Annotated in this window: 18 protein-coding genes and 1 tRNA gene; 12 read left to right on the top strand and 7 right to left on the bottom strand. The window is 71.3% G+C overall.

What is annotated here, in order from left to right; genetic code table 11:
- Window positions 1-170 precede the first annotated feature (170 nt).
- The 3 genes from fdnG to nrfD are packed head-to-tail and all read left to right on the top strand — an operon-like array spanning window position 171 to window position 5,574.
- Window positions 171-3,467 (top strand): formate dehydrogenase-N subunit alpha, encoded by a 3,297-nt coding sequence (fdnG, locus tag ABD093_RS14565; RefSeq protein ID WP_343925418.1) that lies wholly within the window; start codon window positions 171-173, stop codon window positions 3,465-3,467.
- A complete protein-coding gene (locus tag ABD093_RS14570) occupies window positions 3,464-4,459 on the top strand; it encodes a 4Fe-4S dicluster domain-containing protein (protein ID WP_343925420.1) in 996 nt (331 codons plus the stop codon). The genes fdnG and ABD093_RS14570 overlap by 4 nt, the downstream gene beginning before the upstream one ends.
- The gene (gene nrfD / locus ABD093_RS14575) at window positions 4,456-5,574 is read left to right on the top strand and encodes an NrfD/PsrC family molybdoenzyme membrane anchor subunit (protein WP_343925422.1); all 1,119 of its coding nucleotides are present in this window, start codon (window positions 4,456-4,458) and stop codon (window positions 5,572-5,574) included. Before ABD093_RS14570 ends, nrfD begins: the two co-directional genes overlap by 4 nt.
- Window positions 5,575-5,601: 27 nt before the next feature.
- On the opposite strand, the gene selD is transcribed toward nrfD, so the two are convergent.
- Window positions 5,602-6,615, bottom strand: coding sequence for a selenide, water dikinase SelD (gene selD, locus ABD093_RS14580; protein WP_343925424.1), 1,014 nt, complete (start codon window positions 6,613-6,615; stop codon window positions 5,602-5,604).
- Window positions 6,616-6,729: 114 nt separating this feature from the next.
- Between selD and ABD093_RS14585 the strand changes: the two genes are divergently transcribed.
- The 3 genes from ABD093_RS14585 (at window position 6,730) to selB (ending at window position 9,991) form a co-directional block, all read left to right on the top strand.
- A tRNA-Sec gene (locus ABD093_RS14585) sits at window positions 6,730-6,824 on the top strand.
- Window positions 6,825-6,872: 48 nt separating this feature from the next.
- Window positions 6,873-8,204 carry an L-seryl-tRNA(Sec) selenium transferase gene (gene selA / locus ABD093_RS14590; protein WP_343925426.1) on the top strand — a complete coding sequence of 444 codons (1,332 nt, stop codon included), beginning with the start codon at window positions 6,873-6,875 and terminating at the stop codon, window positions 8,202-8,204.
- Window positions 8,201-9,991 (top strand): selenocysteine-specific translation elongation factor, encoded by a 1,791-nt coding sequence (selB, locus tag ABD093_RS14595; RefSeq protein ID WP_343925428.1) that lies wholly within the window; start codon window positions 8,201-8,203, stop codon window positions 9,989-9,991. Before selA ends, selB begins: the two co-directional genes overlap by 4 nt.
- 4 nt (window positions 9,992-9,995) lie before the next feature.
- On the opposite strand, the gene valS is transcribed toward selB, so the two are convergent.
- Window positions 9,996-12,668 carry a valine--tRNA ligase gene (gene valS / locus ABD093_RS14600; protein ID WP_343925430.1) on the bottom strand — a complete coding sequence of 891 codons (2,673 nt, stop codon included), beginning with the start codon at window positions 12,666-12,668 and terminating at the stop codon, window positions 9,996-9,998.
- Window positions 12,669-12,766: 98 nt separating this feature from the next.
- On the opposite strand from valS, the gene ABD093_RS14605 reads away from it, so the two are divergent.
- Complete coding sequence (locus ABD093_RS14605) at window positions 12,767-13,588, top strand: metallophosphoesterase family protein (RefSeq protein ID WP_343925432.1); 822 nt, start codon at window positions 12,767-12,769, stop codon at window positions 13,586-13,588.
- A 53-nt stretch (window positions 13,589-13,641) separates the two neighbouring features.
- On the opposite strand, the gene lplAB is transcribed toward ABD093_RS14605, so the two are convergent.
- From lplAB to ABD093_RS14630, 5 genes are all read right to left on the bottom strand, one after another.
- Complete coding sequence (gene lplAB, locus ABD093_RS14610; RefSeq protein WP_226850303.1) at window positions 13,642-14,727, bottom strand: lipoate-protein ligase LplAB; 1,086 nt, start codon at window positions 14,725-14,727, stop codon at window positions 13,642-13,644.
- Window positions 14,728-14,760: 33 nt separating this feature from the next.
- A complete protein-coding gene (locus ABD093_RS14615) occupies window positions 14,761-15,795 on the bottom strand; it encodes an ABC transporter ATP-binding protein (RefSeq protein WP_193117851.1) in 1,035 nt (344 codons plus the stop codon).
- The gene (locus ABD093_RS14620) at window positions 15,792-16,676 is read right to left on the bottom strand and encodes an ABC transporter permease (protein WP_343925436.1); all 885 of its coding nucleotides are present in this window, start codon (window positions 16,674-16,676) and stop codon (window positions 15,792-15,794) included. Before ABD093_RS14620 ends, ABD093_RS14615 begins: the two co-directional genes overlap by 4 nt.
- Window positions 16,669-17,463: an ABC transporter permease gene (locus ABD093_RS14625; RefSeq protein ID WP_343925438.1), complete on the bottom strand. Its 795-nt coding sequence runs from the start codon at window positions 17,461-17,463 to the stop codon at window positions 16,669-16,671. Before ABD093_RS14625 ends, ABD093_RS14620 begins: the two co-directional genes overlap by 8 nt.
- Window positions 17,464-17,537: 74 nt before the next feature.
- On the bottom strand, window positions 17,538-19,211 hold the full coding sequence (locus ABD093_RS14630) for a DUF222 domain-containing protein (protein WP_343925440.1): 1,674 nt from the start codon (window positions 19,209-19,211) through the stop codon (window positions 17,538-17,540).
- A 393-nt stretch (window positions 19,212-19,604) separates the two neighbouring features.
- Here ABD093_RS14630 and ABD093_RS14635 point away from each other — a divergent pair, with 393 nt between their 5' ends.
- From ABD093_RS14635 to ABD093_RS14655, 5 genes are all read left to right on the top strand, one after another.
- Complete coding sequence (locus ABD093_RS14635) at window positions 19,605-20,933, top strand: dicarboxylate/amino acid:cation symporter (protein ID WP_343925442.1); 1,329 nt, start codon at window positions 19,605-19,607, stop codon at window positions 20,931-20,933.
- A gap of 116 nt (window positions 20,934-21,049) precedes the next feature.
- The gene (locus tag ABD093_RS14640) at window positions 21,050-23,221 is read left to right on the top strand and encodes a molybdopterin oxidoreductase family protein (protein WP_343925444.1); all 2,172 of its coding nucleotides are present in this window, start codon (window positions 21,050-21,052) and stop codon (window positions 23,219-23,221) included.
- Window positions 23,218-24,699 (top strand): FAD-dependent oxidoreductase, encoded by a 1,482-nt coding sequence (locus ABD093_RS14645; protein WP_343925445.1) that lies wholly within the window; start codon window positions 23,218-23,220, stop codon window positions 24,697-24,699. The genes ABD093_RS14640 and ABD093_RS14645 overlap by 4 nt, the downstream gene beginning before the upstream one ends.
- Window positions 24,700-24,742: 43 nt before the next feature.
- The gene (locus ABD093_RS14650) at window positions 24,743-25,165 is read left to right on the top strand and encodes an ArsR/SmtB family transcription factor (protein ID WP_343925447.1); all 423 of its coding nucleotides are present in this window, start codon (window positions 24,743-24,745) and stop codon (window positions 25,163-25,165) included.
- Window positions 25,162-26,130 carry a cation diffusion facilitator family transporter gene (locus ABD093_RS14655; RefSeq protein WP_343925449.1) on the top strand — a complete coding sequence of 323 codons (969 nt, stop codon included), beginning with the start codon at window positions 25,162-25,164 and terminating at the stop codon, window positions 26,128-26,130. The genes ABD093_RS14650 and ABD093_RS14655 overlap by 4 nt, the downstream gene beginning before the upstream one ends.
- Window positions 26,131-26,250: the final 120 nt, after the last annotated feature.

The raw sequence follows: 26,250 nt of genomic DNA on the forward strand, positions 1-26,250 counted from the left end.
CCTGCAGGCCTGTAGGCAGTGACCCTGCGGGGCCGTGAGGCGGTGGCCCTCAGGCCTGCGGGCACGTCCCGTCGTCGTGGTCGTTCGTGCAGGTGAGCGCCTGATGCCGAGGTGCCCGACGGACCCCGATGGAACGTTCGCCGCGAGCTGAACGCTGGTAGGATGCACCCATGGCTCGCCCACTGTTCCTCGACTGGCCGGTCCTCCGGCAGCTGCGCGGTGCGGACCCGACAGGGCGCGGCACCGCGGTGATGTCGCCGACGACCCGCAGCATCTCGCCGCGCACCGCGGACGCGGACGGGCTCGCCCACAGCGTCTGCCCGTACTGCGCCGTCGGCTGCGCCCAGCGTGTCTTCCATCAGGACGGCAGGGTCACCCAGATCGAGGGCGACCCGGATTCGCCGGTCTCCCGGGGCCGCCTGTGTCCCAAGGGTGCGGCCAGCGAGCAGCTCGTGAACTCCCCGCTGCGACAGACCTCCGTCCTCTACCGGCGCCCCCACGGCACGGACTGGGAGGAGCTCGAGCTCGACACCGCGCTGGACATGATTGCCGACCGATTCATCGAGGCGCGGCGCGCGCACTGGCAGGACACCGATGAGCACGGACGCCCGCTGCGACGTGCCATGGGCATCGCGAGCCTCGGCGGGGCCACGATCGACAACGAGGAGAACTATCTCCTCAAGAAGTTCTTCACCGCCGCCGGGGCGATCCAGATGGAGAACCAGGCCCGTATATGACACTCCGCCACGGTTCCCAGTCTGGGAGCCTCGTTCGGACGTGGCGGTGCCACCCAATCCCTCCAGGACATGGCGAATGCTGATTGCATCGTCATCGAGGGCTCGAACATGGCCGAAGCGCACCCGGTGGGATTCCAGTGGGTGATGGAGGCCAAGAAGCGCGGCGCACGGGTGATCCATGTGGACCCGCGGTTCACGCGCACCTCGGCGAACGCGGACAAGCACATCCCGCTGCGCTCGGGCACCGATGTGGTGCTGCTCGGCGGCGTGATCCGCTACGTGCTCGAGAACGAGCTGTGGTTCGACGAGTACCTCAAGCTCTTCACCAACGCCTCGACCCTCGTGAGCGAGGAGTACGGGGATCCCGAGGACCTCGAGGGTCTCTTCTCCGGGTACGACGAGGAGACGGCCACCTACGACAACAGCACGTGGGCGTACGCCGGGGATCCCGAGCGCCTCGCCCAGGGTCTCCCGGAGCGCGACGAGACGCTGCGCGATCCCCGCACGGTGTTCCAGATCCTCAAGCGGCACTATGCGCGGTACACCCCGGAGATGGTGCGGGACACCTGCGGCATCTCCGAAGCGGACTTCGAGTACCTCGCCCGCTCGATCACCGAGAACTCCGGCCGTGATCGCACCACCTGCTTCGCGTACGCCCTGGGCTGGACCCAGCACGTCGGCGGCGCGCAGATGATCCGCACCGCGGGCGTGCTCCAGCTGCTGCTGGGCAACGTGGGGCGGCCGGGCAGCGGCATCATGGCGCTGCGCGGGCACGCCACGATCCAGGGGTCCACAGATATCCCGACGCTCTACCACATCCTTCCCGGCTACCTGCCGATGCCGAAGGCGGGCGAGGACGACTTCGGGGAGTATGTGCGCCAGATCGGCAAGAAGGAGCAGAAGGGCTTCTGGGCGAATGCGGACGTCTATGCCGTGAACCTGCTCAAGGCCTGGTGGGGAGATGCGGCGACGGCGGAGAACGACTTCGCCTTCGACTACCTCCCTCGCCTCACCGGTGCCCACGGCACCTACCAGACCGTGATGCGGATGCTCGAGGACGGCGTCGACGGCTACTTCCTGTTCGGCCAGAACCCCGCCGTCGGTTCGGCCAACGGACGCATGCAGCGACTGGCCATGTCCCACCTGAAGTGGATGGTCGTGCGCGACTTCTACATGATCGAATCCGCCACCTGGTGGAAGGACGGCCCGGAGATCGAGACCGGGGAGCTGCGCACCGAGGACATCGCCACCGAGATGTTCTACCTGCCCGCGGCGAACCACACCGAGAAGGCCGGATCCTTCACCCAGACCCAGCGCATGGTCCAGTGGCGCGACAAGGCCGTGGAGCCTCCGGGCGATGCCCAGAGCGACCTGCAGTTCGCCTTCGATCTGGGCAACCGGGTGCGGGAGAAGCTCAAGAACTCCACCGATCCCCGCGACCGACCGATCCTCGACCTCACCTGGGACTACCCGGTCGACGAGCACGGGGAGCCGGACGCCGAGTCCGTGCTCGCCGAGATCAACGGCCGTCACCTCACCGGGGAGAAGGCCGGCCAGCCGCTCTCGGGCTTCGCCGAGATGAAGGCCGACGGCTCGACCATCGGCGGCTGCTGGATCTACTCGGGCGTCTACGCGGATGGCGTGAACCAGGCCCGTCGGCGCACTCCCGGCCAGCAGCAGGACGAGACCGCCGCCGAGTGGGGCTGGGCCTGGCCCGCCAACCGACGCATCCTCTACAACCGGGCCTCGGCCGATGGCGAGGGCAAGCCCTGGAGCGAGCGCAAGAAGCTCGTGTGGTGGGACGAGGAGACAGGACGCTGGACGGGCGATGACGTCCCGGACTTCCCGGTCACCAAGCGACCCGACGACCCCGGGGACCCCTCGAAGGGCGGGGCCGGTGCGCTGTCCGGCACCGACGCGTTCATCATGCAGGCCGACGGGCGCGGCTGGCTGTTCGCCCCCAGCGGTCTGGTCGACGGCCCGCTGCCCACTCATTACGAGGCGCCCGAATCCACCGTGCCCAATCCGCTGTACGCGGTGCAGAACAACCCCACTCGGGTCACGTTCCAGGACCGCAACAACATGCAGTCCCCGGGCGCGCACTCGGCCAAGGGCGAGACCTACCCGTATGTGTTCACGACCTATCGCATCACCGAGCACCACACAGCAGGCGGCATGAGCCGTTTCCTGCCGTACCTCTCCGAGCTCCAGCCGGAGATGTACGTGGAGGTCTCCCCGCAGCTCGCCGAGGAGGTCGGTCTCGAGCCGTACGGCTGGGCCACGGTCATCTCGGCACGCTCCGCCATCGAGGCGAAGGTGCTGGTGACCGAGCGCATGACGCCGCTGACGATCGGGGACCGCACGGTCCACCAGATCGGGATGCCCTTCCACTTCGGCCGCGGCAGCGCCGCGATCGTCGAGGGCGACGGGGCGAACGACCTGATCGGCATGATGCTCGACGCCAACACCCAGATCCAGAACAGCAAGAACAACGACTGCGCGATCATCCCCGGTCGTCGCCCGCGCGGCCCCGAGCTGCTGACGCTCGTGGACGAGTATCGTCGGCGGGCCGGGCTGATCCCCGAGGACGAGGCCCAGGTCGACGGGGCGCTCGGCGCCCCCGGACCCGGGCCCGGCCACGAGCTCTCGCCGCACACCATGCGCGGCCCGGAGGAGGCCACCGCCGTGCCCACCGGGGAACCGTCGATGAAGGAGATGAGGAACCGATGAGCCTGCTCGCCGGACCAGCCGGACCCGCCGCCGCCTCCGGGTGGGGCGGGGACCAGCAACGGGTCGGATTCTTCACCGACACCTCGATCTGCATCGGTTGCAAGGCCTGCGAGGTCGCCTGCAAGGAGTGGAACCGGAATCCGGTCGACGGCGATCTGGAGATCCTCGGATCCAGCTACGACAACACTGGGGCGCTCGGCGCGAACACGTGGCGGCACGTCGCCTTCGTCGAGCAGGGCAGGGAGAGGATCGAGGCGGCCCAGGAGTCCGGGCGCAAGCTCGTCGGCCTCGGCATGCCCACCGTCGGCCAGCGACCGCCCCGCGGTCAGACGCCCGACGGGGACCTCAGCGGGACAGACCGCACCCCGCCGAACACCCAGGAGTTCCGTTGGCTGATGTCCTCGGACGTCTGCAAGCACTGCACCAACGCGGGCTGCCTGGACGTCTGCCCCACGGGCGCCATCTTCCGCTCCGAGTTCGGCTCCGTCGTGGTCCAGAGCGACGTCTGCAACGGCTGCGGCACCTGCGTGGCGGCCTGCCCCTTCGGGGTCATCGAACGACGCGACGACGGCACCGTCTCCGCGAAGGTCGAGCGTGACGAGGACGTGCCCCATGCCGGCACCGCCAACAAGTGCACCCTCTGCTACGACCGTCTCGTGGTGGGGGAGCAGCCCGCCTGCTCCGCGACCTGCCCCACGCAGTCCATCCGCTTCGGGGAGCACGACGAGCTCGTCGACAGCGCTGAGGACCGGGTGCGGGCGCTCCACGAGCAGGGCATGACCGAGGCCCGTCTGTACGGCGCCAACCCCAAGGACGGCGTGGGCGGCACCGGCTCGGTGTTCCTGCTGCTGGACGAGCCCGAGGTCTACGGCCTCCCGCCGGATCCGCAGGTGCCCACCAAGGAGCTGCCGCAGATGTACGCCCGGGTCGGGATCGCCGCCGCCGGCATGCTCGCCGCGACGGCCCTCGCCTTCCTGGGAGGCCGCCGATGAGCACCACCCCGCTGGATGCCGACCGTCCTCCCGAGGGGCCGCGGCGTCGACGTCGGCCCGGCGCCGGCCGCACCGGCAGGCGTCGCCGCTCGATCGACCGGCTCGGCAGCACCGACGGCGGCCGCGAGCAGGCGGTCGTCGAGGACATCACGATCGACCCGTACGACTCCTACTACGGCCGTCCCGTCGTGAAGGCGCCGCCGTGGCGGGCACCGATCGCGGTGTACCTCTTCCTCGGCGGACTCGCGGGCGGATCCGGGATCCTGGCCACGGGGGCCCAGCTCACCGGCCGCCCGATGCTGCGCCGCACCGCGCGCCTGACAGCCCTGGGCGCCCTGGGCGTGGGCACCGTCGCGCTGATCGAGGACCTCGGCCGTCCCGAGCGGTTCCTGAACATGATGCGCACGCTGAAGATCAGCTCGCCCATGAGCGTGGGCAGCTGGATCCTCGGGAGCTTCGGCGCGGTCTCCGGCGTGGTCGGGGCGATCGAGGTGGACCGGATGACGGGGGAGCGGATCCCCCTGGGGCCGCTGCGCCCTCTCGTGCACGGCGTCGAGACCCCGGCCGCGCTCGCGCAGGCCGCCCTCGGCCCGTTGCTGGCCTCGTACACCGGCGCACTGCTCGGGGACACCGCGGTGCCCACCTGGGCCGCCGGCCGCAAGCATCTCTCGGCCCTGTTCGTCAGCTCGGCGACGCTCGCCACCGGCGGCGCCGCGATGCTCACCGCGCCGGTGTCCGAGACCCGGCCGGCGCGTCTGCTCGCAGTCGCCGGGGTCGCCGGGGACGTCGCCTCCCTGCACGCGATGAAGGCCTCGATGCATCCTCTGGAGGCGGAGCCCCTCGAGACCGGCCGCCCCGGGACGATGCTGCGCTGGGCGGAGCGGCTCGCCGTCGCCGGAGCCGTCGGGACCGTCCTGGGCGGGCGCCACCGTGCCGTGGCGGCGGTGAGCGGCGCCGCGCTGCTGGCCGCCTCGGCCCTGACCCGCTTCGGGGTGCTCGAGGCCGGCCTGGAATCCGTGAAGGACCCGCGGCGCGTGATCGAGCCGCAGAAGGCGCGGCTGGCCGCCCGACGGGACGCCGGTATCACCGATGACTCGATCACGACCGTCGGCTGATCCGCGCCTGCTCCTGGACCGGAGCGCTCAGCGCACGTCGATGCCGGAGCCCGCGACGGTCTCCCCGATGATCGGGTAGCCGGGGACCTCGCCGATCACCAGGAGCCCGCCCGAGGTCTGGGCGTCGGCCAGCAGCAGCAGGTCGTCCTCGGTGATCCCCGCGCCGGCCCGCACGTCCTGGCGCACCCAGTCGAGGTTGCGGCGCGTGCCGCCGGAGACGAAGCCGTCGCGCAGCGCGTCGGCCGCCCCGTCGATCAGCGGCACGGCGGAACGGTCGATGATCGCGCCGACGCCGGAGGCACGGCCCATCTTGAACAGGTGGCCCAGCAGGCCGAAGCCGGTCACGTCGGTCGCGGCCCGGATCCCGGCGGCCAGCGCGGCCTTCGCGGCATCGCGGTTCAGGGCGGTCATGGTCGCGATCGCCGCAGCGGAGACCTCGCCGGTGGACTTCATCCGGTTGTTCAGCAGCCCCACGCCGAGCGGCTTCGTGAGCGTGATCGGCAGCCCGGCCGTCGCGGCGTCGTTGCGCAGCAGGCGGTCGGGATCCGCGGTGCCGGTCACGGCCATGCCGTACTTCGGCTCCGGGTCGTCCACCGAATGACCGCCGATGACGGGCACCCCCGCCTCCTTCGCGATGGCGAGGCCCCCGGCGAGCACCTCGCGCAGCACCGCATAGGGGAGCACCCCGCGCGGCCAGCCCACCAGGTTGATCGCCACCACGGGATCCCCGCCCATGGCGTAGATGTCCGACAGGGCGTTCGCGGCGGCGATGCGGCCCCAGTCGAAGGGATCGTCGACCACAGGGGTGAAGAAGTCGGCGGTCGAGAGCACGGCGGTGCCGTCCGCGATCCGCACCGCGGCGGCGTCGTCCCCGTCCTCGAGCCCCACGATCACGGAGTCGTACTGCTGGCCCGAGAGGGCGGAGACGACCTCCTCGAGCTCGCCCGGCGGGATCTTCGAGGCGCAGCCCCCGCCGTGGGCCATGGTCGTCAGGCGGATGGACGGCGCGGCCTGGACAGGGACGATAGGTGAGTCGCTCATGCCCGGAGCCTACCCATCTCGACCTCGCGGTCCCTGGTCGCCACCGGCCCCGGTGAGCATCGGAGCGCCTGGTGAGGCCGGAGAACTGGGCGGGACGGTGATAGTTTGGCCCACGGAGGCGTCCGTGTCCTGGTGGGCGCCCTGGTCTTCAAAACCAGTGAGACCGAGCATCTCGGTCTGGCGGGTTCGATTCCCGTCCGCCTCCGCCACTTAAGCGTCGGCCCGCGTGGTCGTCGGCACGGCCCGAGGAGGTTCCTGTGTCCCAGTCCCCGGAGCGATCCGATCCCTCGGCCGACCCGCGCCGTCGCATTCCGCGCACCGATCACCTGCTCGCCCACTCGCAGGTCAGGCGGGCGAGCGACAGCCTGAGCGAGCGTGTGGTGCGGGACATCGTCCGCGCCGCGCAGGACCGGGCACGACGCGGGGAGATCCCGCCCGAGGACGTGCTCGAGGAGATCCTCTCCGCGATCGGCGGCCGGCCCGCGGCCTCCCTGCGGCCGGTGCTCAACGCCACCGGGATCATCGTGCACACCAACCTCGGCCGGGCACCGCTGTCCGCGGCGGCGCGCGACGCCGTGCAGGCCGCAGCCGGGTACACCGACGTCGAGTTCGACCTGGGCACGGGAGCCCGGGCGCGGCGCGGTGCCGGAGCTCGTGCGGCCCTGCTCGCCGCCTGCCCGGAGGCGGAGGACGCCCTCGTGGTCAACAACGGCGCCGCGGCGCTCCTGCTCGCCACCACCGCGCTGGCCGGCACCGGCGAGGTGGTCATCAGCCGCGGCGAGCTCATCGAGATCGGGGCCGGCTTCCGGCTCCCGGACCTCATCGCCTCCACCGGTGCCCGCCTCCACGAGGTCGGCACCACCAACCGCACCCACCTGGCCGACTACACGGGGGCGCTGGGGCAGGGGACCGGCTGCGTGCTGCGCATCCACACCAGCAACTACCGCGTCATCGGATTCACCAGCGAGGTCGAGGTCGCCGAGCTGACCGGCCCGTGCCGCGCGGCGGGAGTGCCTCTCGTCGTGGATCTCGGCAGCGGGCTGCTCGCCCCGGAACCGCTCCTGCCCGGGGAGCCCGACGTCGCCGCCGCGCTGCGGGACGGCGCCGATGTGGTGATCGCCAGCGGCGACAAGCTGCTCGGCGGCCCCCAGGCAGGGATCCTGCTGGGACGGGCCGACGTCATCGCCCGCCTGGCCCGTCACCCGCTGGCCCGCGCCGTGCGCGCCGACAAGCTGGCCCTGGCCGCGCTCGAAGCGACCCTCACCGGCCCCGTCCCGCCCGTGCTGGACGCGCTGCGCCAGGACCCGGAGGAGCTGCGCGAGCGCACCGATCGGCTCGCGGAGCGCGTGGGAGGCCGCACCGTGGCGCACGACGGGCGTGTCGGCGGCGGGGGAGGCGCCGAGGTCCCGCTGCCCGGATGGGCGGTCGCGCTCGAGAGCGACCTCGCCGCCCCGCTGCGCCAGGGGGACCCGGCGATCGTCACCACCGTGCGCGACGGCGACTGCCTGCTGGATCTGCGGTGCATCCCTGCGAGCGAGGACGAGCGCCTCGCCGCCGCCGTCGCCTCCGCGAGGGGCTCGCGCCCATGAGGCAGGTCGTCGCGACCGCCGGTCATGTCGACCACGGCAAGTCCACTCTGGTGCGCGCCCTCACCGGCATCGAGCCGGACCGGCTGGCCGAGGAGCGCCGCCGCGGGCTGACCATCGACCTCGGCTTCGCATGGACCACCCTGCCCTCGGGCCAGGAGGTCTCCTTCGTCGACGTGCCCGGGCATGAACGATTCCTCGGCAACATGCTCGCGGGCCTCGGCCCGGCGCCGCTGGTGTGCTTCGTGGTCGCCGCGGACTCGGGCTGGAGCGCGCAGTCCGGAGACCACCGCGATGCGCTCGCGGCCCTGGGCATCGACCAGGGACTCCTCGTCGTCAGCCGGAGCGACCTCGCGCCCGACCGGGTCGGCTCGGTGATCGCCGAGGCACGCCGTGAGCTCCGCGGCACCGGTCTCGCCGACGCTCCCGCGCTCGGCGTCTCCGCCGTCACCGGGGAGGGGATCCCCGCACTGCGCGAGGCCCTCGACCACCTCGTCACCACCGCCCGGGAGCCGTCGCCACGTGAGCGTGTGCGCCTCTGGATCGACCGCTCCTTCAGCGTGACCGGCGCCGGGACCGTCGTGACCGGCACGCTCGGCGGCGGCACGGTCTCCCGCGAGGACCCCCTGGAGCTGTGCGGCCAGGAGCGCGGGGGCGAGGCCGTGGTGCGTGGTCTGCAGAGCCACGGCGGCCAGGTGCCGAGCATCGGACCGGTCACGCGCGCCGCCGTGAACCTCCGCGGCCTCGGCACCGGGGAGATCGGCCGTGGCGACGCCCTCCTCACGCCCGGTGCCTGGGAGACCACCACCACGGTCGACGTGCGCCGCCTGACCGGCGCCGAGCTCACCGACGCACCCTCCGAGCTGCAGGCCCATATCGGGACCGCCGCCGTCACGGCACGGATCAGGCCGTTCGGCCCCGACCATGCCCGCCTCACCCTCAGCCGGCCGCTGCCCCTGGGCGTCGGCGACCGCCTGGTGCTGCGGGGGAGCGGCGCGAGCTCGATCTGGGGCGGGGTGCAGGTGCTCGACGTCGATCCGCCGCTGCTGGAGCGTCGCGGCGACGGGGCACGCCGACGCACAGCGCTGACCGCCATGCCGCCTGCCGGTGACGTGGCCGTCGAGGTCGCGCGCCGTCGGGCCGTCCGCGCGGATCTGCTGGCACGCTTCGGGATCGCCCTGCCTGCGCAGCTTCCGCCGACGGTGCGGCGACGCGGCGACTGGCTCGTCGACACCGCCGCCGAGAGCGGGTGGACCGCGGCGCTGCGCGAGCTCGTCGAGGACGACCGGCGGGCGGACGCCCTGACGGCGGGCCTGCCGCGGAAGGCGGCGATCGACGCCCTCTCCCTGCCTGATCCCGCACTGCTGGACGCCGTGGTGGCCGCGGCCGCGCTGGAGCAGGTGGGTGGCCGGGTGCGCGATGCCGCGGCCGCCGCGGGGCTGGGGAACGCCGAACGGGCGGTCGCTCAGCTCGAGGAGAGGCTGCGGACCGCGCCATTCCGGGCCCCGGAGGCCGATGACCTCACGGCTCTCCGACTCCGTCCCCGCGAGCTGGCCGCCGCTGCCCGGCAGGGACGGCTGCTCCGGCTTCCGGACGACGTGATCCTGCTGCCGAGCGCCCCGGCGCTCGCGATGCGCGAGCTCGCCCAGCTGGCGCAGCCGTTCACCGCGAGCCAGGCTCGCCGGGCGCTCGACACGACACGGCGCATCGCCATCCCGCTGCTCGAGCATCTCGACGCCCGCGGCTGGACGCGCCGCCTCGACTCCGGGCACCGGGAGATCGTGCGCTGAGGCCTCAGCCCTTGTTCCGGGGTGCCTTCACGGGCGGTTCGCCCAGCTCGATGTCCTCGGTGATGATCTCGTCGGTCTCACCGGCGACCAGCTCGAGGGACTCGATCCGGCCGAGCGCGGTGAGGTCCGCCGCGGCGGCCTCGAGATGCGCGAGCACGGTCGGCGAGGCCACGATCCTCACGGAGAGGATCGGCGTCTTCTGAGAGACCTTCGCGTCGGACTTGATGCGGCGCACCGAGATCGCGGCCTGGGCCACGGACGCCACCAGCGAGGCGTCCTGCCCGGCGGCGGCCTCGAACAGCGGCTCGGCCACGGGCCAGGACTGGGTGTGCACGCTGCCGCCGCGCCACCACGACCAGACCTCCTCGGTCGCGAACACGACCACCGGGGCGAACAGACGCAGCTGCACCTCGAGCGCGATCGCGAGCGCGGCCCGGGCAGAAGCGGCTCCGGCCTCGCCGGAGGCCGAGTTGCCGTGGGCGCGCTCCTTGACCAGCTCGATGTAGTCATCGCAGAACGCCCAGAAGAAGGGCTCGGCGACCTCGAGGGCACGGGCGTAGTCCATGTCGTCGAAGGCCACGGTGGCCTGCTCGACGACCTTCCCGAGCTGGGCCAGCAGGGCGCGGTCCAGGGGATCGGTGACAACGGCCGGGTCCGCGGCCAGGCGGCCCGCGGGATCGGCGGGGGCGTCCCCGAAGCCGAGGGCGAACTTCGAGGCGTTGAGGATCTTGATCGCGAGGCGTCGGCCGATCTTCATCTGGCCTTCGTCGAAGGCGGTGTCCACGCCCTGGCGGGCGCGGCCGGCCCAGTAGCGGACCCCGTCGGAGCCGTGCTGCTCGAGCAGGCCGATGGGGGTGACCACGTTGCCCTTGGACTTCGACATCTTCTTGCGGTCCGGATCCAGGATCCAGCCGTTGATCGAGGCGTGGGTCCACGGCAGCGAGTCCTGCTGCAGGTGGGAGCGCACGATCGTGGAGAACAGCCAGGTGCGGATGATGTCGTGGCCCTGGGGGCGAAGGTCCATCGGGTAGACCTTGGAGAAGAGCTCGGGATCCGAGTTCCAGCCGCCCGCGAGCTGCGGGGTCAGCGAGGAGGTGCCCCAGGTGTCGAGGATGTCGGGGTCGGCGACGAAGCCGCCGGGCACGCCGCGCTGGGCCTCCTCGTAGCCGGCGGGCACGTCGATCGTGGGATCGATGGGCAGGGACTCCACCGGCGGGGTGAGCACGGTGTCGTAGTCGGTCTCGCCGTCGGCGCCCACCGCGTACCAGATCGGGAAGGGCACGCCGAAGAAGCGCTGGCGGGAGATCAGCCAGTCACCGGCCAGGCCCTCGACCCAGTTGCGGTAGCGGGACTCCATGTAGGCGGGGTGCCAGGTGAGCTCCTTGCCGCGGGCGATGAGGTCGTCGCGCAGGCCGCCCTCGGACTGGTCCCGGCCGCCGTTGGTGAGGTACCACTGGCGGGAGGTCACGTATTCCAGCGGCTTGTCGCCGTTCTCGTAGAACTTCACCGGGTGGGAGATCTTCTCGATCTCGCCGGTGAGGTCCCCGGACTCGGTCGCCATCTCCACCACGCGCTTCTGCGCGCTGAACACGGTCAGACCGGCCAGCTCGGAGTAGAGGGCCTGGCCCTCGGGCGTGGAGATCCACGGCGCCTCGGGCAGGAAGCGGCCGTCGCGGCCGATCACGGAGCGGGTGGGAAGCTCGAGCTCGCGCCACCAGGTGACGTCGTTCGCATCACCGAAGGTGCAGATCATCGCGATGCCGGCGCCCTTGTCGGGCTGGGCGAGGGAGTGCGCGAGCACGGGCACCTCGACCCCGAACAGGGGAGAGGTGACGGTGCTGCCGAACAGGTCCTGGTAGCGCTCGTCGTTCGGGTGCGCCACGAGGGCCACGCACGCGGGGAGCAGCTCAGGGCGGGTGGTCGCGATGACGACCGTCGAGCCGGAGCCGTCGGTCCTCGTGAACCCGAGGCGGTGATAGGCGCCGTCGCGGTCGCGGTCCTCCTGCTCGGCCTGCGCCACCGCGGTGCGGTAGGTGACGTCCCACATGGTGGGGGCCTCGGACTGGTAGGCCTGGTCGGCCTCGAGGTTCTCGAGGAAGGCGCGCTGCGAGGTGGCCCGCGAGTGGGCGTTGATGGTCTGGTAGCTGTGGTTCCAGTCCACCGAGAGGCCGAGGGTGCGGAAGACCTCCTCGAAGGACTTCTCGTCGATCTCGGTGAGGCGCTCGCACAGCTCGATGAAGTTGCGGCGCGAGACGGGCAGCTGGTTCGCGGCCTTGGACGACTTGTTGTCGCCGCCCTCCTGCGGGGGCGTGAAGTCGGCGTCATAGGGCAGCGAGGGGTCGCAGCGCACGCCGAAGTAGTTCTGCACCCGGCGCTCGGTGGGCAGTCCGTTGTCGTCCCAGCCCAGCGGGTAGAACACGTTCTTGCCGCGCATGCGCTGGTAGCGCACGATCATGTCCGCCTGCGAATAGCCGAACACGTGGCCCACGTGCAACGAGCCGGAGGCCGTCGGCGGCGGGGTGTCGACGCTGAAGACCTGGTCGCGAGTGGTGTCGGGGTCGAACGCGTAGAGCTGCTGCTCGCTCCATACGCCGTCCCACTTGTCCTCGAGTCCCTCGAGCGAGGGGCGATCGGGGATGGAGGTGCCGGTGTCGGGGCGCGATGCAGTATCGGTCATGGGGCCATTGTTCCAGGTCTGCGCACCAGTGCAACGCAGGCGTCGGCAGTGTGAGCGCCCTCGCGTACCCGCGCCCGGTGCGCACGTACGGTGGGGGCATGGCTCTGGAACGGATCGCGCTGGTCTCCGACGTGCATGGCAACCTCACCGCCTACGAGGCGGTGCTCGCCGATATCGCCGCGCGCGGCATCACCCGGGTGATCAACCTCGGCGACGTGGTGGGCAAGGGGCCTCGTGGTTCCGCCTGCACGGCGCTGACCCGGGAGCGCTGCGAGGCGACGGTGCGGGGCAACTGGGAGGTGTTCATCGCCGGCGACGGAGAGATCCGCGGCGAGGCGCACGCCTGGTGGCGCGCGGAGCTGACCGAGGAGGACAAGCAGTGGCTGTTCGCCGTCCCCGGCAGCGTGGACCTGGAGCTCTCCGGCCGACGGGTGCGCCTGCTGCATGCCTCCCCGATCGACGAGTTCACCCGTGTGCACCGCGATCACAGCGAGGAGCAGTTCGCGATGATGTTCGAGCCCACGCCGTTCACCGGGGATGTTCCCCGGGCCGACGTCGTGGTCTACGGGGACATCCACGAGCCCTACCTGCGGTCCGGGACCGACGGGCTGCTCGTGAACGCCGGGAGCGTCGGCAATCAGCTCGATGATTCGATGCCGTCCTATGTGATCCTCGAGGGTTCTGTCGGTGCTGACGGCGCTGCAGGCGCTGTCGCGGGCGGCGGATCAGCGACCGATGGGCCGCGGGGCGGCGCCGCGGCCCCGTTCGGGGTGCAGTTCGTGCGGGTGCCCTATGACGTCGAGGCCGAGATCGCCGCGACCCGCGACCTGGACATGCCCCCGGCCGAGACCGAGGCGTATGCCGTCGAGCTGCGGACCGGCGTCTATCGCGGCCGCCACGAGGAGCTCGGGCTGGTCTGAGCGTCGAGAGTCCTTCCTGAGTCCTGCGTGGAACCTTCGCGGGTGTTCGCGCCTCACGGCACGCGCGCGGTCCACTCCTCGGTCCCGAACTTCGTCTCGACCAGAGTGCGGGCCGTCGCGAGCTCGTCGTCGGTGTAGTCGGAGTCGACGGTGTCGTAGCGCGCGCGGAAGAAGTCCAGGAACCCGTCGATGATCTGCTCCCGGGCCAGTCCCGTCTGGGAGCGCATCGGATCCACGCGCTTGTTCGCGCTGCGGGTGCCCTTGTCCGAGAGCTTCTCCTTGCCCACGCGCAGCACCTCGCTCATCTTGTCGGCGTCGATGTCGTAGCTCATGGTCACGTGGTGCAGCAGCACCCCGCCGGCGAAGCGGCGCTGGGCGGCGCCGCCGATCTTGCCCTGCTCCGAGGCGATGTCGTTCAGCGGCACATAGCGCGCCTTGATCCCGATCTCGGCGAGCGCGCCCATCACCCAGTCGTCGAGATAGGCATAGGCCTGCTCGAAGCTGAGGCCCTCCACGAGCGATGTCGGCACCACGAGCGAGTAGGTGATGCAGTTGCCCTGCTCCATGAACATCGCGCCGCCGCCGGTGATGCGCCGCACCACCCCGATGCCGTGCTTCGCCGCGCCCTCGGCGTCGATCTCGTTGCGCAGCGACTGGTAGGAGCCGATCACCACGAGCGGGGTGTCCCAGTCCCAGATCCGGAAATGGGGGTTGCGCCGCCCAGCGATCACCTCGTTCGGCAGCACCTCGTCCAGGGCCACATGCATGACCGGGGGGAGCACGACCGGTCCGACGACGTCGAAGGTGAGATCCTCCCAGCTGGTGGCGTGGCCCAGAGCCCGGCGCGTCGCGATCGCGACGGCGTCGGCGTCGAAGCCGATCATCTGCACGGGATCCGGTCGCGCCTCCAGCCGTGCCGTGATCGATGCGGCCAGCTCCTTCGCGGTGGAGGAAGTCGGCATCCCGATCAGGGCGGCGTTGAGGTCCTCGAGCGCGTCGTCCGGTTCGAGGAAGAAGTCCCCGAAGACATGGGCGGTCTCGATCAGATCGTCCTGCTCCGTCACGTCGATGGAGACCAGCTTGCCTCCGCGGACCTTGTACTGCCCCTGCTTCACCGTGCTGTCGCTGCGCTCATCCATGCCCTCATCATCTCGCATCTGACGGCAGGAGGCTCAGGCGAGCCCGCTGCGCCCGTAGATCTCCCGCACCAGGTCCTCGATGGCGGGTTCGGTCAGGGACAGGTCGCGCACCTCGACCTGCGCACCGATGGCCGAGAGCAGGGCGGGCACGGTGAGCTCCGCGCCGGAGAAGCGGATCCGGTGACGGATCCCGTCGGCCTCGACCGCAGCGGTCTCCGCGGAACCGGGCAGGGAGAGAGCTGCGGCGGGCTCGGCGAGGTCGACGACCAGCTCGCGCGGCGCGCCGAGATGCGCCCGGAAGGAGTCCAGCGGCCCGTCGTAGGCGACGGTGCCGGAGTTCACGACCACGATCCGATCGCACAGGCGCTCCACGTCGTTCATGTCGTGCGTGGTGAGGAACAGCGTGGTGCCGCGCTCGGCGCGATCCTCGCGCAGGAAGCGCCGCAGCCCCTCCTTCGAGACCATGTCCAGACCGATCGTCGGCTCATCGAGCACCACCAGCTGTGGGGAGTGCAGCAGCGCGGCGGCGACCTCGCCGCGCATGCGCTGCCCCAGCGACAGCTGGCGCACCGGCCTGCCCAGGAAGGCGCCCAGATCGAGACCGTCCACGAGCCGCTCCAGCCGGGCATCGCGCTGCCGGTCGGTGAGGCGGTGCATCGCCCCGAGGATCGTGTAGCTGTCGCGCAGCGGGAGGTCCCACCACAGCTGGGAGCGCTGCCCGAAGACGACGCCGATCTCGCGGGCCAGCTGCTTGCGCTCGGCGACCGGCTCGCGGCCGAGGACCCGCAGCGAACCGCCCGTCGGCGTGAGGATCCCGGTCATCATCTTGATCGTGGTGGACTTCCCCGCCCCGTTCGCGCCGACGAAGCCGACCGCTTCACCGGGACGGATGCTGAGGCTGATGTCGTCGACCGCACGCACCACCTGGCGACGGCGTCGGCGCGAGCCCGGCACGGGGGCCCGCACCACGTAGTCACGGCGCAGCCCGGAGAGCTCGAGGGCGGGCTCGAGAGGCTCGGAAGGCTCGGGAGCGTGCTGGTCGGGAGTGATCTGCTGGGGCGTGTTCATCCGCCGGCTCCTGTGTATCTGCGGACCCCGGAGCGCCAGAGCAGCCCGGCCACGATCCAGACGAGGACGGCGGCAGGGAGTCCCAACCAGCCGGCCCACGAGGGGATCAGGGCGGGGCCGGGAAGGTCCAGCAGCACCAGGGTGGGGGCGTAGGCGATCAGCGTCGCCGGGATGACGAAGGTGAAGAAGGCCCGCATGGGCAGGGCGAACACCGCGCCAGGGGTGGTGGCGACGTAGTTGCCGCCATAGGTGAAGGCATTGGCGAACTCCCGGCCGTCCACGAGCCAGAACTGGAGGGCGCCGGCCATCGTGAACAGCGCTCCGAACAGGACCGCGCCGGCGAGCGGTGCCAGCACCGCCAGCATCAGGAGCATCGGGGTGGGCTGGAACCCGGCGATCCCGAGCGCCGTCACATACATCGCCAGCCCCACCACGATGCGGCCGATGCGTCGCAGCGACAGGTCCAGGCTGGAGATCTGCAGGAGCAGGGGGACAGGGCGGATCAGCAGGGTCTCGAGCTTGCCGGACTTGATGTACGAGGAGAGTCCGTCGATCTCTCCGAAGAGCATGTCCCCGATCCCGAAGGCGAGGGCTCCCAGGCCGTAGACCACGGCGACCTGCGGCAGGGTCATCCCGCCCAGCGTGCTGACCTGGGAGAGGATCACCCACAGCTCGAGGAACTCGGTGCCGACGATGAGCACCTGGCCCAGAGAGTCGGAGACGAAGCTCGTGCGGAACGAGGCCTGCGAACGGATCCGCGAGGCGTACAGCGTCCAGACCATGCGGGCGGTGGAGACGGGACGGTCCGACGGGTCCGACCGGCGCGACGGGGTCGACGGGTCCGAGGGGGCCGACGAGCGAGGACGGGAGTTCTCAGCCACCCTGCACCTCCATGCTGCGCACGCCGAGACGGAGCATCAGGTGTGCGGCGACGGCGAGAACCAGCACCCATCCTGCCTGCACCCCGAGGAGGGGGAGCGCCTCGAGAGGCGTGATCCGGCCGGACAGGGTATCGATCGGGGTCTGGATCATCGAGGGGAACGGCGTGGCCCGGGCGATGCCCAGCAGCCAGTCGGGGAACCAGAGGATCGGGATGAGGAATCCCGAGAGCAGGTTCATCACCGCGGTGTACACGACGGTCAGACCGCGGGTCTCGATCAACCAGAAGGCCGCGAGGTTCACCATCATGTCGGCGAGGAAGGCGAGCGTGATGGCCGCCAGCAGGGAGAACGCACCCAGCAGGTAGGAGAGCGGATCCTCCGGCAGGGCGAGGCCCGTCACGAGCGCGCCGATCACCAGCGGCGGGATGCCCCGGCCCAGCAGCAGGAAGGCCGAACGACCGAGCTTCTGCGCGTAGTAGAGGCCGAGGAACGAGGTGGGTCGCAGCAGATCCACGGCGACCTCGCCCTGGTGGACGCGCTGGGAGACCTCGCGGGTCCCGAAGGCTTCGATGGGGGCCAGCAGTGCCTGCCCGAGCCACACGTACGTCGCGGCCTGCGCGATCGTGTAGCCGCTGAGCTCGCCACCCGCTGTCGTGATCGCGGCGAACAGGATCGAGGCGCGGATGAAGCCGAAGATCGTGTTGGTGAAGACCCCGGCGGCGGTCGCCATCCGATAGGTCGAGTACTGGCGGAAGGATGCCGAGGCGATCGACCAGTACGTAGGCACTCGCGCGAGCCTAGTGTCAGATGGTCTGGGTCACAAGAGGTGGAGTGGGAGCAGTTCAGCGCGATGCGGGGCGCTCAGAAGGGCGGGTCTCCGTACTCCTCGAACTCCAGTGGCGGAGGGGCCTCGTCATCCAGGAACGGATCCTCGGGCCCACCCTCGCGCAGGAACCGGTCGGCGAATCCTGTTCGCTCGAGGGCATCCAGTTCGAGGGTCCATTGGTAGCGGTCCCACGAGTCGACGAGTGCTCTCGCCACGATCGGCGAGATCAGGTCCCGCCGTGGGGAGACGCTGATCCGTACGCGCGGAGATGTGCCGATCGACCACGTCGTGGAGCCGTCGGATGTGCGCTCCGGGTCGATCCGCCGACGGGTCTTGTCGTCGTGATGTCCCCAGTGCAGCCGGTGGAGGTTCGCGATGCTGGTGGGCCCGCCCCGCTCGGGATGCACATGGTCGAATTCCTCGATGTGGTCGTTCTCGGCGTCGCTGCTGGTCGATCTGGTGCAGCTCGGGACCGCGCAGACAGGGTCCCGTAGTCGCAGATGTTCGACCATCTCCGCGGTGGGCCGGTACCGATCGGCCGGGAGAGGCAGGAACTCGCCGCTGGTCGGATCGGTGAGCACGCGATGCCAGATGGGCTCGGCGGCCGCAAGGCTGCGTGCCATGTCGGCGGGGAGGGGGACGACTCCGTCGTAGGTGGCAGGTGCATCGGACAGGCCCATCAGGGTCAGGACCGGAACGACCACGTTGATCCGGTGCGCGGGACGCGGGACCTCCACGCCGTCGGTGCCGAGAGCGGTGCGGGTGATGATCGCGTAGCGCAGCTCCGCCAGGCTCATCGCGGATCCGTCACGCGCGACCGCCCCGTCGAGATCGAACGGGATCGGTGCCCCGCCCTCCGGGGTCCGTCCGGGGTCGTGCTCCACGGCGTGACGCTGCTGCGCCTGGATTGCCCGGGCCGCCGCGTCGAGATGCTGGGCGATCGCGTGGATCTCCGGCACCGGGCCGGTGATGCGCAGCGTGGCGGTGCCGTCGTCACAGGGAGATCTCTCCAGGACGACGTCGCGCAGGTCCTCGGCACGGGTCCGGGCACCCTCTGCGTCGTACCACGACCGCAGCAGTCGTAATTCGTCGCTGAAGCGATCGGCGGGAATGGACGCGATATCCCACGAGGCCACGATCTCGTCGAATTCGGCCCGCTGGGTCACCGTGAGATCTCGTGCGCCTCGAAGGACTTTGTCGAACCATTCCGAGGGCATATCCCCGTGGGCGAGAAGGGCGAATGTCTCCGGAAGGAGATCGACAGCGAGATGGGCATCGTTCAGCAGGCGGGTCGCCCGGGATGTCGTGGTGCGCAGTGCGATCGCGACGGCGAGATCCGCTTCGGCGCGATCGTCGGCCTGGTCGGGGTCGTCGCGATCGACCCAGAACACCGCGGCCTGGGAGAGCAGGGTGGCGCGGGCTCGTGAAGTGGCGCGCTGCATCTCCAGCAGGCGGCCAGCCGCTGCCGCATCGGGGGAGCCTGCCTCGAGCTTCCCCCGTGCGGCCAGCGAGTCATGAGTCAGCGGGACCCGCGCCTGAACCTGCCGACGAGGCGCTCGCCGAGAGGGGTCCGACATGCGCGGCGAGTTGCACGTGCTCGTGGTGCTCGTGGTGCCCGTGGTGCCCGTGGTGCTCGTAGTGCTCGGCTGCGCGGGCTCGCGCGCTTCCGTGGCGAGGGGGAGCGGTACTCCTGGAGCGTCGAGAGCCACCGCATCTCCTTCCTCGTCGAATGCTATGAAACGCGCCGGAATGCCAGATTGGCAGACCTGGAAGGATGCCACAATGCATCGAACATGCGTTCCTGCGTGTCGTCCATCATAGAATGCTTGTTCGAGTTCGGCAAGGGTGTTCGGGGTATTCCAGGATATTTGTGGATAACTTCGAGTGGGGAGGAGAGGTGATGGTCTCCTTGGGGTGCTGGCCCCGCCCCGCCCCAGCCCAGCCCCGACGCCGCCCCAGCCCAGCCCCGACGCCGCCCCAGCCCAGCCCCGACGCCGCCCCGTTCCGACGCTGGGGCGGCCGACGCGGGATGCCGTCGCAGGCCGAGCCCGCGCACGTCTACGCTGTCCCGGTCCCCACCCCAGACATGAACCGGAAGTCCCATGGATAACGTCGTCCCCTCCTCGGACGGTGAGCAGCCCACCCCCGCTGCTTCCGCCGCCCCCGCGGTCACCACCGCTGCTTCTCCCGCGTCTCCGGAGGCTCCGCCCGGACGTACGGCCCGCCGTCGTCGATTCGGTCTGCTGCCCCGCATCCTGCTCGCCATCGTGCTGGGCATCGTGCTGGGACTGGTGATGCCCGAGGCGATCGCCCGCGTCTTCACCACCTTCAACGGTGTGTTCTCGGGCTTCCTCGGCTTCCTGATCCCCTTGATCATCGTGGGGCTGGTGACGCCGGCGATCGGCGAGCTCGGCCACGGCGCCGGGAAGATGCTGGCGGCGACCGCCGGGTTCGCCTATCTCTCCACGGTGCTGTGCGGCCTGTTCGCGCTGGCGCTGTCGATGCTCCTGCTGCCGCGCATGCTGAGCGGGGCGAGCATCGACTCGCTCGACAATCCGGAGGACTCGGCGATCGCGGCGTACTTCGAGATCGAGATCCCGCCGGTGTTCGACGTGATGACCGCGCTGATCCTCTCGTTCTGCCTGGGCATCGGCCTGACCCTGGTGAAGCGGGGAGCGCTCCAGGAATCCTTCGAGCAGCTGCGCACCATCATCGTGCGCATCATCGAGGCGATCATCATCCCGCTGCTGCCGCTCTACATCTTCGGCATGTTCCTGGGCCTGACCATGAACGGCCAGATCTGGACCGTGATCGGCACCTTCCTCACCGTGATCCTGCTGGTGTTCGCCATGACCGTGGTGGTGCTCCTGGCGCAGTACGGCGTGGCCGGTTGGGCGATGGGCCGAAATCCGCTGAGGATGCTGTGGACCATGCTCCCGGCCTACATGACGGCACTGGGCACGAGCTCGTCCGCCGCGACCATCCCGGTGACCGCCGAGTGCGCCAAGCGCAACGGGATCCCGGATGCGATCGCCGACTTCGTGGTTCCGCTGTGCGCCACGATCCACCTCTCCGGATCGACGCTGAAGATCACCACCTTCGCCGTCGCGATCATGATCGTCACCGGCATGCCGCTGCATGTGGGCGCCCTGGTCGGGTTCGTGCTCATGCTCGGCGTGGTGATGATCGCCGCCCCGGGTGTCCCGGGCGGCGCGATCATGGCCGCCGCCGGGGTGCTCGCCTCGCTGCTCGGCTTCAGCGAAGCGGCCGTCGGCCTCATGATCGCGGCCTACATCGCGATCGACTCGTTCGGCACGGCGACGAACGTCACGGGCGACGGAGCGATCGCCGCCGTCATGACGAAGCTGTCCAGGGGGCGGGTCTCCGGTGACCTCCAGGTCGCAGGCCATCCGCAGGTCCACGGGGTCTGAAGGACGGCCCGGGCAGAGCGGAAGCGTCAGGCGGCCCGGTGATCCGATCGTGACCGCGCGTCCCGGGTGGTGACCCGCGGCCGACGGCCCGGGGGCATGGGGCGCAGTCTCGGGGCATGGCACTCCCTCTGCACGTCGACCCCGTGGCAGTCGAGACGCACTGCCCGTACTGCGCGCTGCAATGCGCCCAGACACTCACCTCGCTGGACGCACCCGGTCCCGATGGTCTCCCGCTGCTCTCCGTCGAAGGGCGCGAGTTCCCCACCAACCGGGGCGGACTGTGTCGCAAGGGCTGGACCAGCGCGGAGGTGCTCACCGCTCCCGATCGGATCACCGCGCCGCTGCTGCGCGATCCCGCGGGCGAGCTCGTCCCGACCACCTGGGACACCGCTCTGGACCGCGTCGCCGCAGGGTTCCGCCGGGCGCAGGAGCGTCGGGGACGGGACGGCGTCGCGGTCTTCGGCGGCGGGGGACTGACCAACGAGAAGGCCTATGCGCTCGGCAAGTTCACCCGCGTGGTGCTCGGCTCCCGGCTGATCGACTACAACGGCCGATTCTGCATGTCCGCCGCGGCGACCGCGCTGAACCGATCCCTGGGACTGGACCGCGGCCTGCCCTTCCCCTTGCAGGACCTGGCCGGGGCGGACTGCGTGCTGCTGCTGGGCTCGAACCTCGCCGCCACGATGCCGCCCTTCGTCCAGCACCTCGAGCAGGTCCGCTCCCGTGGGGGGCTGGTGGTGATGGACCCGCGCGAGACGGCGACCGCCGCGCTCACCGCCGAGGGCGCGGGCGTGCACCTCGCCCCGGTCCCGGGCACGGACCTGGTCGTGCTGCTCGCCCTGGTCCATGTGGTCCTCGCCGAGGACCTCCTGGACCACGCCTACGTCGCCGAGCGCACGACCGGTCTCGAGGACCTCCGCGCGGGCGTCGCGGCCTGGTGGCCCGAGCGCGCAGAGGGGGTGTGCGGGATCTCCGCGCAGCGTATCCGGGAGATCGCCCGGCTGCTCGCCGACGCCTCCCCGTCGCGCGGCGGGCGCGGTGCCTACGTGCTCACCGGCCGCGGCGTCGAGCAGTCCTCGCAGGGCACCGCGACCGTCACCGCCGCGATCGACCTCGCCCTGCTGCTGGGGCTCGTGGGCACCCACGGCTCCGGCTGCGGGCCCCTGACCGGGCAGGGCAACGGGCAGGGCGGCCGCGAGCACGGATTGAAGGCGGACCAGCTTCCCGGCTACCGCCGGATCTCCGACCCCGCCGACCGCGCCCACGTGGCCGCCGTCTGGGGTATCGATCCTGCGGCGCTGCCCGGTCCCGGCGTCCCCGCCCTCGAGCTGCTCGGCATGCTCGGCACGCCCGACGGGCCCGCGGCCCTGCTCGTGGCGGGGTCGAACGTGGTGGTCTCCGCGCCTCATGTCACCGCGGTGCGCGAGCGTCTCGCCGCCCTCGACCTGCTCGTCGTCCTGGACACGGTCCCCTCGGGGACCGCGCAGCTCGCGGACGTGGTGCTGCCGATCCTGCAGTGGGCCGAGGAGGAGGGCACGATGACGAACCTGGAAGGCCGGGTGATCCGTCGCCGACGTGCCCGGGAGGCCCCCGGTGAGGCCCGCGACGAGCTGTGGATCCTGCAGCAGCTGGCGGCCCGGCTGGGCCATCCCGACGGGTTCCCCGCCGAGGCCTCGGCGATGTTCGACGAGCTCGCCCGCGCCTCTGCCGGCGGTCGGGCCGACTACGCGGGTCTCAGCCACGAGCGGCTAGACCGTGAGGGGCCGATGCATTGGCCCTGCCCGGACGCCGATCATCCCGGCACGCCCCGCGTGATGCTGGATGGCTTCCCCACCCCCGACGGCCGGGCGCGGCTGATCCCCGTCGTCCCCCACGGACCTGCCGACGACCTGCGCCCCGATGCTCCACTGTACCTGGTCACCGGGCGGCTGCTCGAGCAGTACCAGTCCGGTGCCCAGACCCGTCGGGTGCCGTCCCTGCTCGCTGCGCGCCCCACCTCCTTCGTCGAGGTGCATCCGCTGCTCGCGGACCGGCTCGGCATCGAGGACGGGGACGAGCTGCAGCTGCGCACGCTGCGCGGGGAAGCGCGAGCGCCGGCTCACGTCACGGGGACGATCCGTCCGGACACCGTGTTCATGCCCTTCCACTACTCCGGCAGCGGCAGCGCGAACCTGCTCACGAGCGATGCCACGGACCCGCTCTCGGGGATGCCGGATTTCAAGGTGACGGCGGTCGACGTCATCGCTGTGGACGCGACCGCCGGATCGGACGCGAGGGATGCCGTATGAGGATCGTCGTGATCGGCCACGGGATGGTCGGGTCCCGCGTCGCCGCGGATCTCGCGGCCGCGGACCCCGGGCTGCGGCTGACCGTGCTGGGCCAGGAGGACCACGACCCGTACAACCGGGTGCAGCTGTCCTCGGTGGTGGCGGGCAGGGCCGATCCCGTCTCTCTCGCGCTGGAGCAGGTGGACCCGGCCCGGGCCCACGTGCTGCGCGGGGTGCGGGCCGCCCGGATCGACCGGGCGCGGCACGTGGTGGTGGACGTCCGCGGCGAGGAGCATCCCTACGACCGACTGGTGCTCGCCACCGGATCCGTCGCGCGGATCCCCGCCGTCCCCGGACTGCGGAACGGGCCAGAGGGCACGGGCGCGGGCCTGATCGCCGGGGTGAGCCCGCTGAAGGACCTCGACGACGCCGCCCGGATCGTCGAGATCGCCCGGCCCGGACGTCCTGCCGTGGTGCTCGGCGCCGGGGTGCTGGGGATCGAGGTCGCGACCGGTCTCGCGAGCCGCGGGATGCACGTGACCCTGGTCCACCACCGCGAGCGGCTCATGGAGCGCCAGCTCGATCCGGACGCCTCGACCATCGTGCGGGGATCCCTCGAGCGCCTCGGCATCGCGGTCGCCACGGGCGTCGGGGCACAGGGCGTCGTCGCTCCCGGCGGTCGCCTCGAACGGGTGATGCTGTCGGACGGCTCCCAGCACGCAGCGGATCTGATGGTGCTGTGCACGGGCACGGCCCCGCAGACGGGGCTGGCCCGGGACGCCGGTCTCGAGTGCGCGGCGGGGATCGTCGTCGGGGAGGACCTCGCGAGCCCCACCGACCCGGACGTGTTCGCGATCGGCGACTGCGCCCAGCCCCCGGAGGGCGGGAGCGGCCTGGTCGCGCAGGGATGGGAGCAGGCGCGCCGGCTCGTCGGGGCCTGGGCGCCGGGACCCGCCGGGGCCCCCGGGCCGCTGCGCATCCGCGGTGGGGAGCTCGTGCGGGTCAAGGCCGTCGGGCTGAACCTCGTGACCATGGGGAGCATCGAGCGACCCGGCCCGGGTGCCCACGCACCACGGTCGGTGAGGCTGAGCGATCCCACCGGCGGACGCTTCACCGAGGTCGTCGTCCAGGAGGGCAGGCTGCTCGCCGCGACCGTGGTCGGGGACGAGGAGGCCGCCGCGGAGCTCAGCGCCGCGTTCACCCTGCGTACCCTGGTGCCCCGCGACCCGGTGCACCTGCTGGCCCGGCCCCTCGCCCCGGGAGCGGCTGCCCCCGCTCCCGCTGCCTCGGAGATGGCAGGTTCCGACATCCTGTGCCAGTGCAACGGGGTCACCAAGGGACACATCGACGACGCCGTGCGCCAAGGATGCGGGACTGTGGCGGAGGTCTCCCGGTGCACGCGGGCGGGCACCGGGTGCGGCACCTGCCGCTCCCGTATCCAGGAGCTGCTGGATGCCTCCTCCCGGGAGGCGCCGGTGGCCGCGGTCGCCGCCGTCTGAGACGCCCCTTGCCGGGACGGAGTTGGCCGCTTAGCCTTATTCTATGAACATCTCGTCAGATGAGCAGGAGTGCGAGGTGCCGGTGCGAGGGCATCCCTCCGATCTCGTCGATCCCACGGCGGTGGCCCACGCCCGCTCCCACCTGCCCGCCGCCGGTGCCGTCTCGGACGTCGCGGACGTCCTCTCGCTGCTCGGTGAACCCCACCGGCTCACCCTGCTGCTCGCGCTGCGCGGCGGAGAGCTGTGCGTGCACGACCTCGCCGCGACCACCGGCCAGTCCGAGTCCGCCACCTCGCACGCCCTGAAGCTGCTGCGAGCACGGCGCGTGGTGTCCCCGCGCCGAGACGGGCGCCGCGTCTTCTACCGGCTCGACGACCCGCACGTGGTGGAGCTGCTCGACCTCGCCCTCACCCACGCGGCGCACTCGCCGCCGCTCCACCCCGAGCGGGGGGAGGAGAGCCGATGAGCTCCGCACACGACCGGTCGGATCACGGCCGCAGCGGGCATTCCCACGGCGGCAGCGGGCATTCTCACGGCGGCGCGGCCCAGGCGCTCAGCGCCGGGGGCCGCCACCGCTCGCGACTGGTCGTGGCACTGGTGCTGATCGGCATCTTCTTCGTGGTCGAGCTGATCGCCGGGCTGCTGTCCGGGTCTCTCGCCCTGATCTCGGACGCAGGCCACATGGCGGCCGACGTCGTGACCCTCGCCGCGGCGCTCGGTGCGACGATCCTCGCGGTTCGCCCCGACCACAGCGGTCGGCGCACCTTCGGCAGCTACCGCCTGGAGGTCTTCGCGTCCCTGCTCGCCGTGCTGATCATGCTCGGCGTCGCGATCTTCGTGGTGATCGGCGGGATCGGACGCATCGGCCGCGAGGTGCACATCGATACCGGCCCCATGCTCGTCGTCGGCGTGCTCGGTCTTGTGGTGAACCTGATCGTGCTGCGGATGCTCCAGGGCGGCGCCGCCGAGAGCCTCAACGTCAAGGGTGCCTACCTCGAGGTGCTCGCGGACACCGTCGGCTCCGTCGGTGTGATCGTCGCGGCGGTCCTCATCCGATGGACCGGCGCGAGCTGGATCGACACTGCGGTCGCGCTCGCCGTGGGCGCCTTCATCGCCGTGCGCGCCGTGATGCTGGCGAAGGAGGTGCTGGGCGTCCTCGGGCAGGCGGCTCCCGCCGGCATCGACCCCAGCGTGGTGCAGAGCGAGCTCGAAGCGCTCGACGGGGTCGCCGACGTCCATGACCTGCATCTGTGGACCCTCACCTCGGGGATGGAGGTCGCGACGGTGCATCTCGTGGTCGCATCGGGTGTGGATCCGCATCCCGTGCTCGACGCCGCCCAGGAGCTGCTCGAATCCCGGCACGGCATCGCCCACGCCACGGTGCAGACGGAGCCGACGGACCATCATGGCTGCCTCGAGATCGGCTGGTAGCAGGCCCGGGCCCGAGCCCCGCGACGGAGCCGGGCGCCTGCGTATCCTGAGCTCATGACCGCTTCCCCCCGCCCCATCCCCGTCCGGCACCTCGACCTCGGCCTCCGTTCCCTCGCCCGG

This window comes from Brachybacterium tyrofermentans (assembly GCF_039526165.1).
Taxonomy (GTDB): Bacteria; Actinomycetota; Actinomycetes; order Actinomycetales; family Dermabacteraceae; genus Brachybacterium; species Brachybacterium tyrofermentans.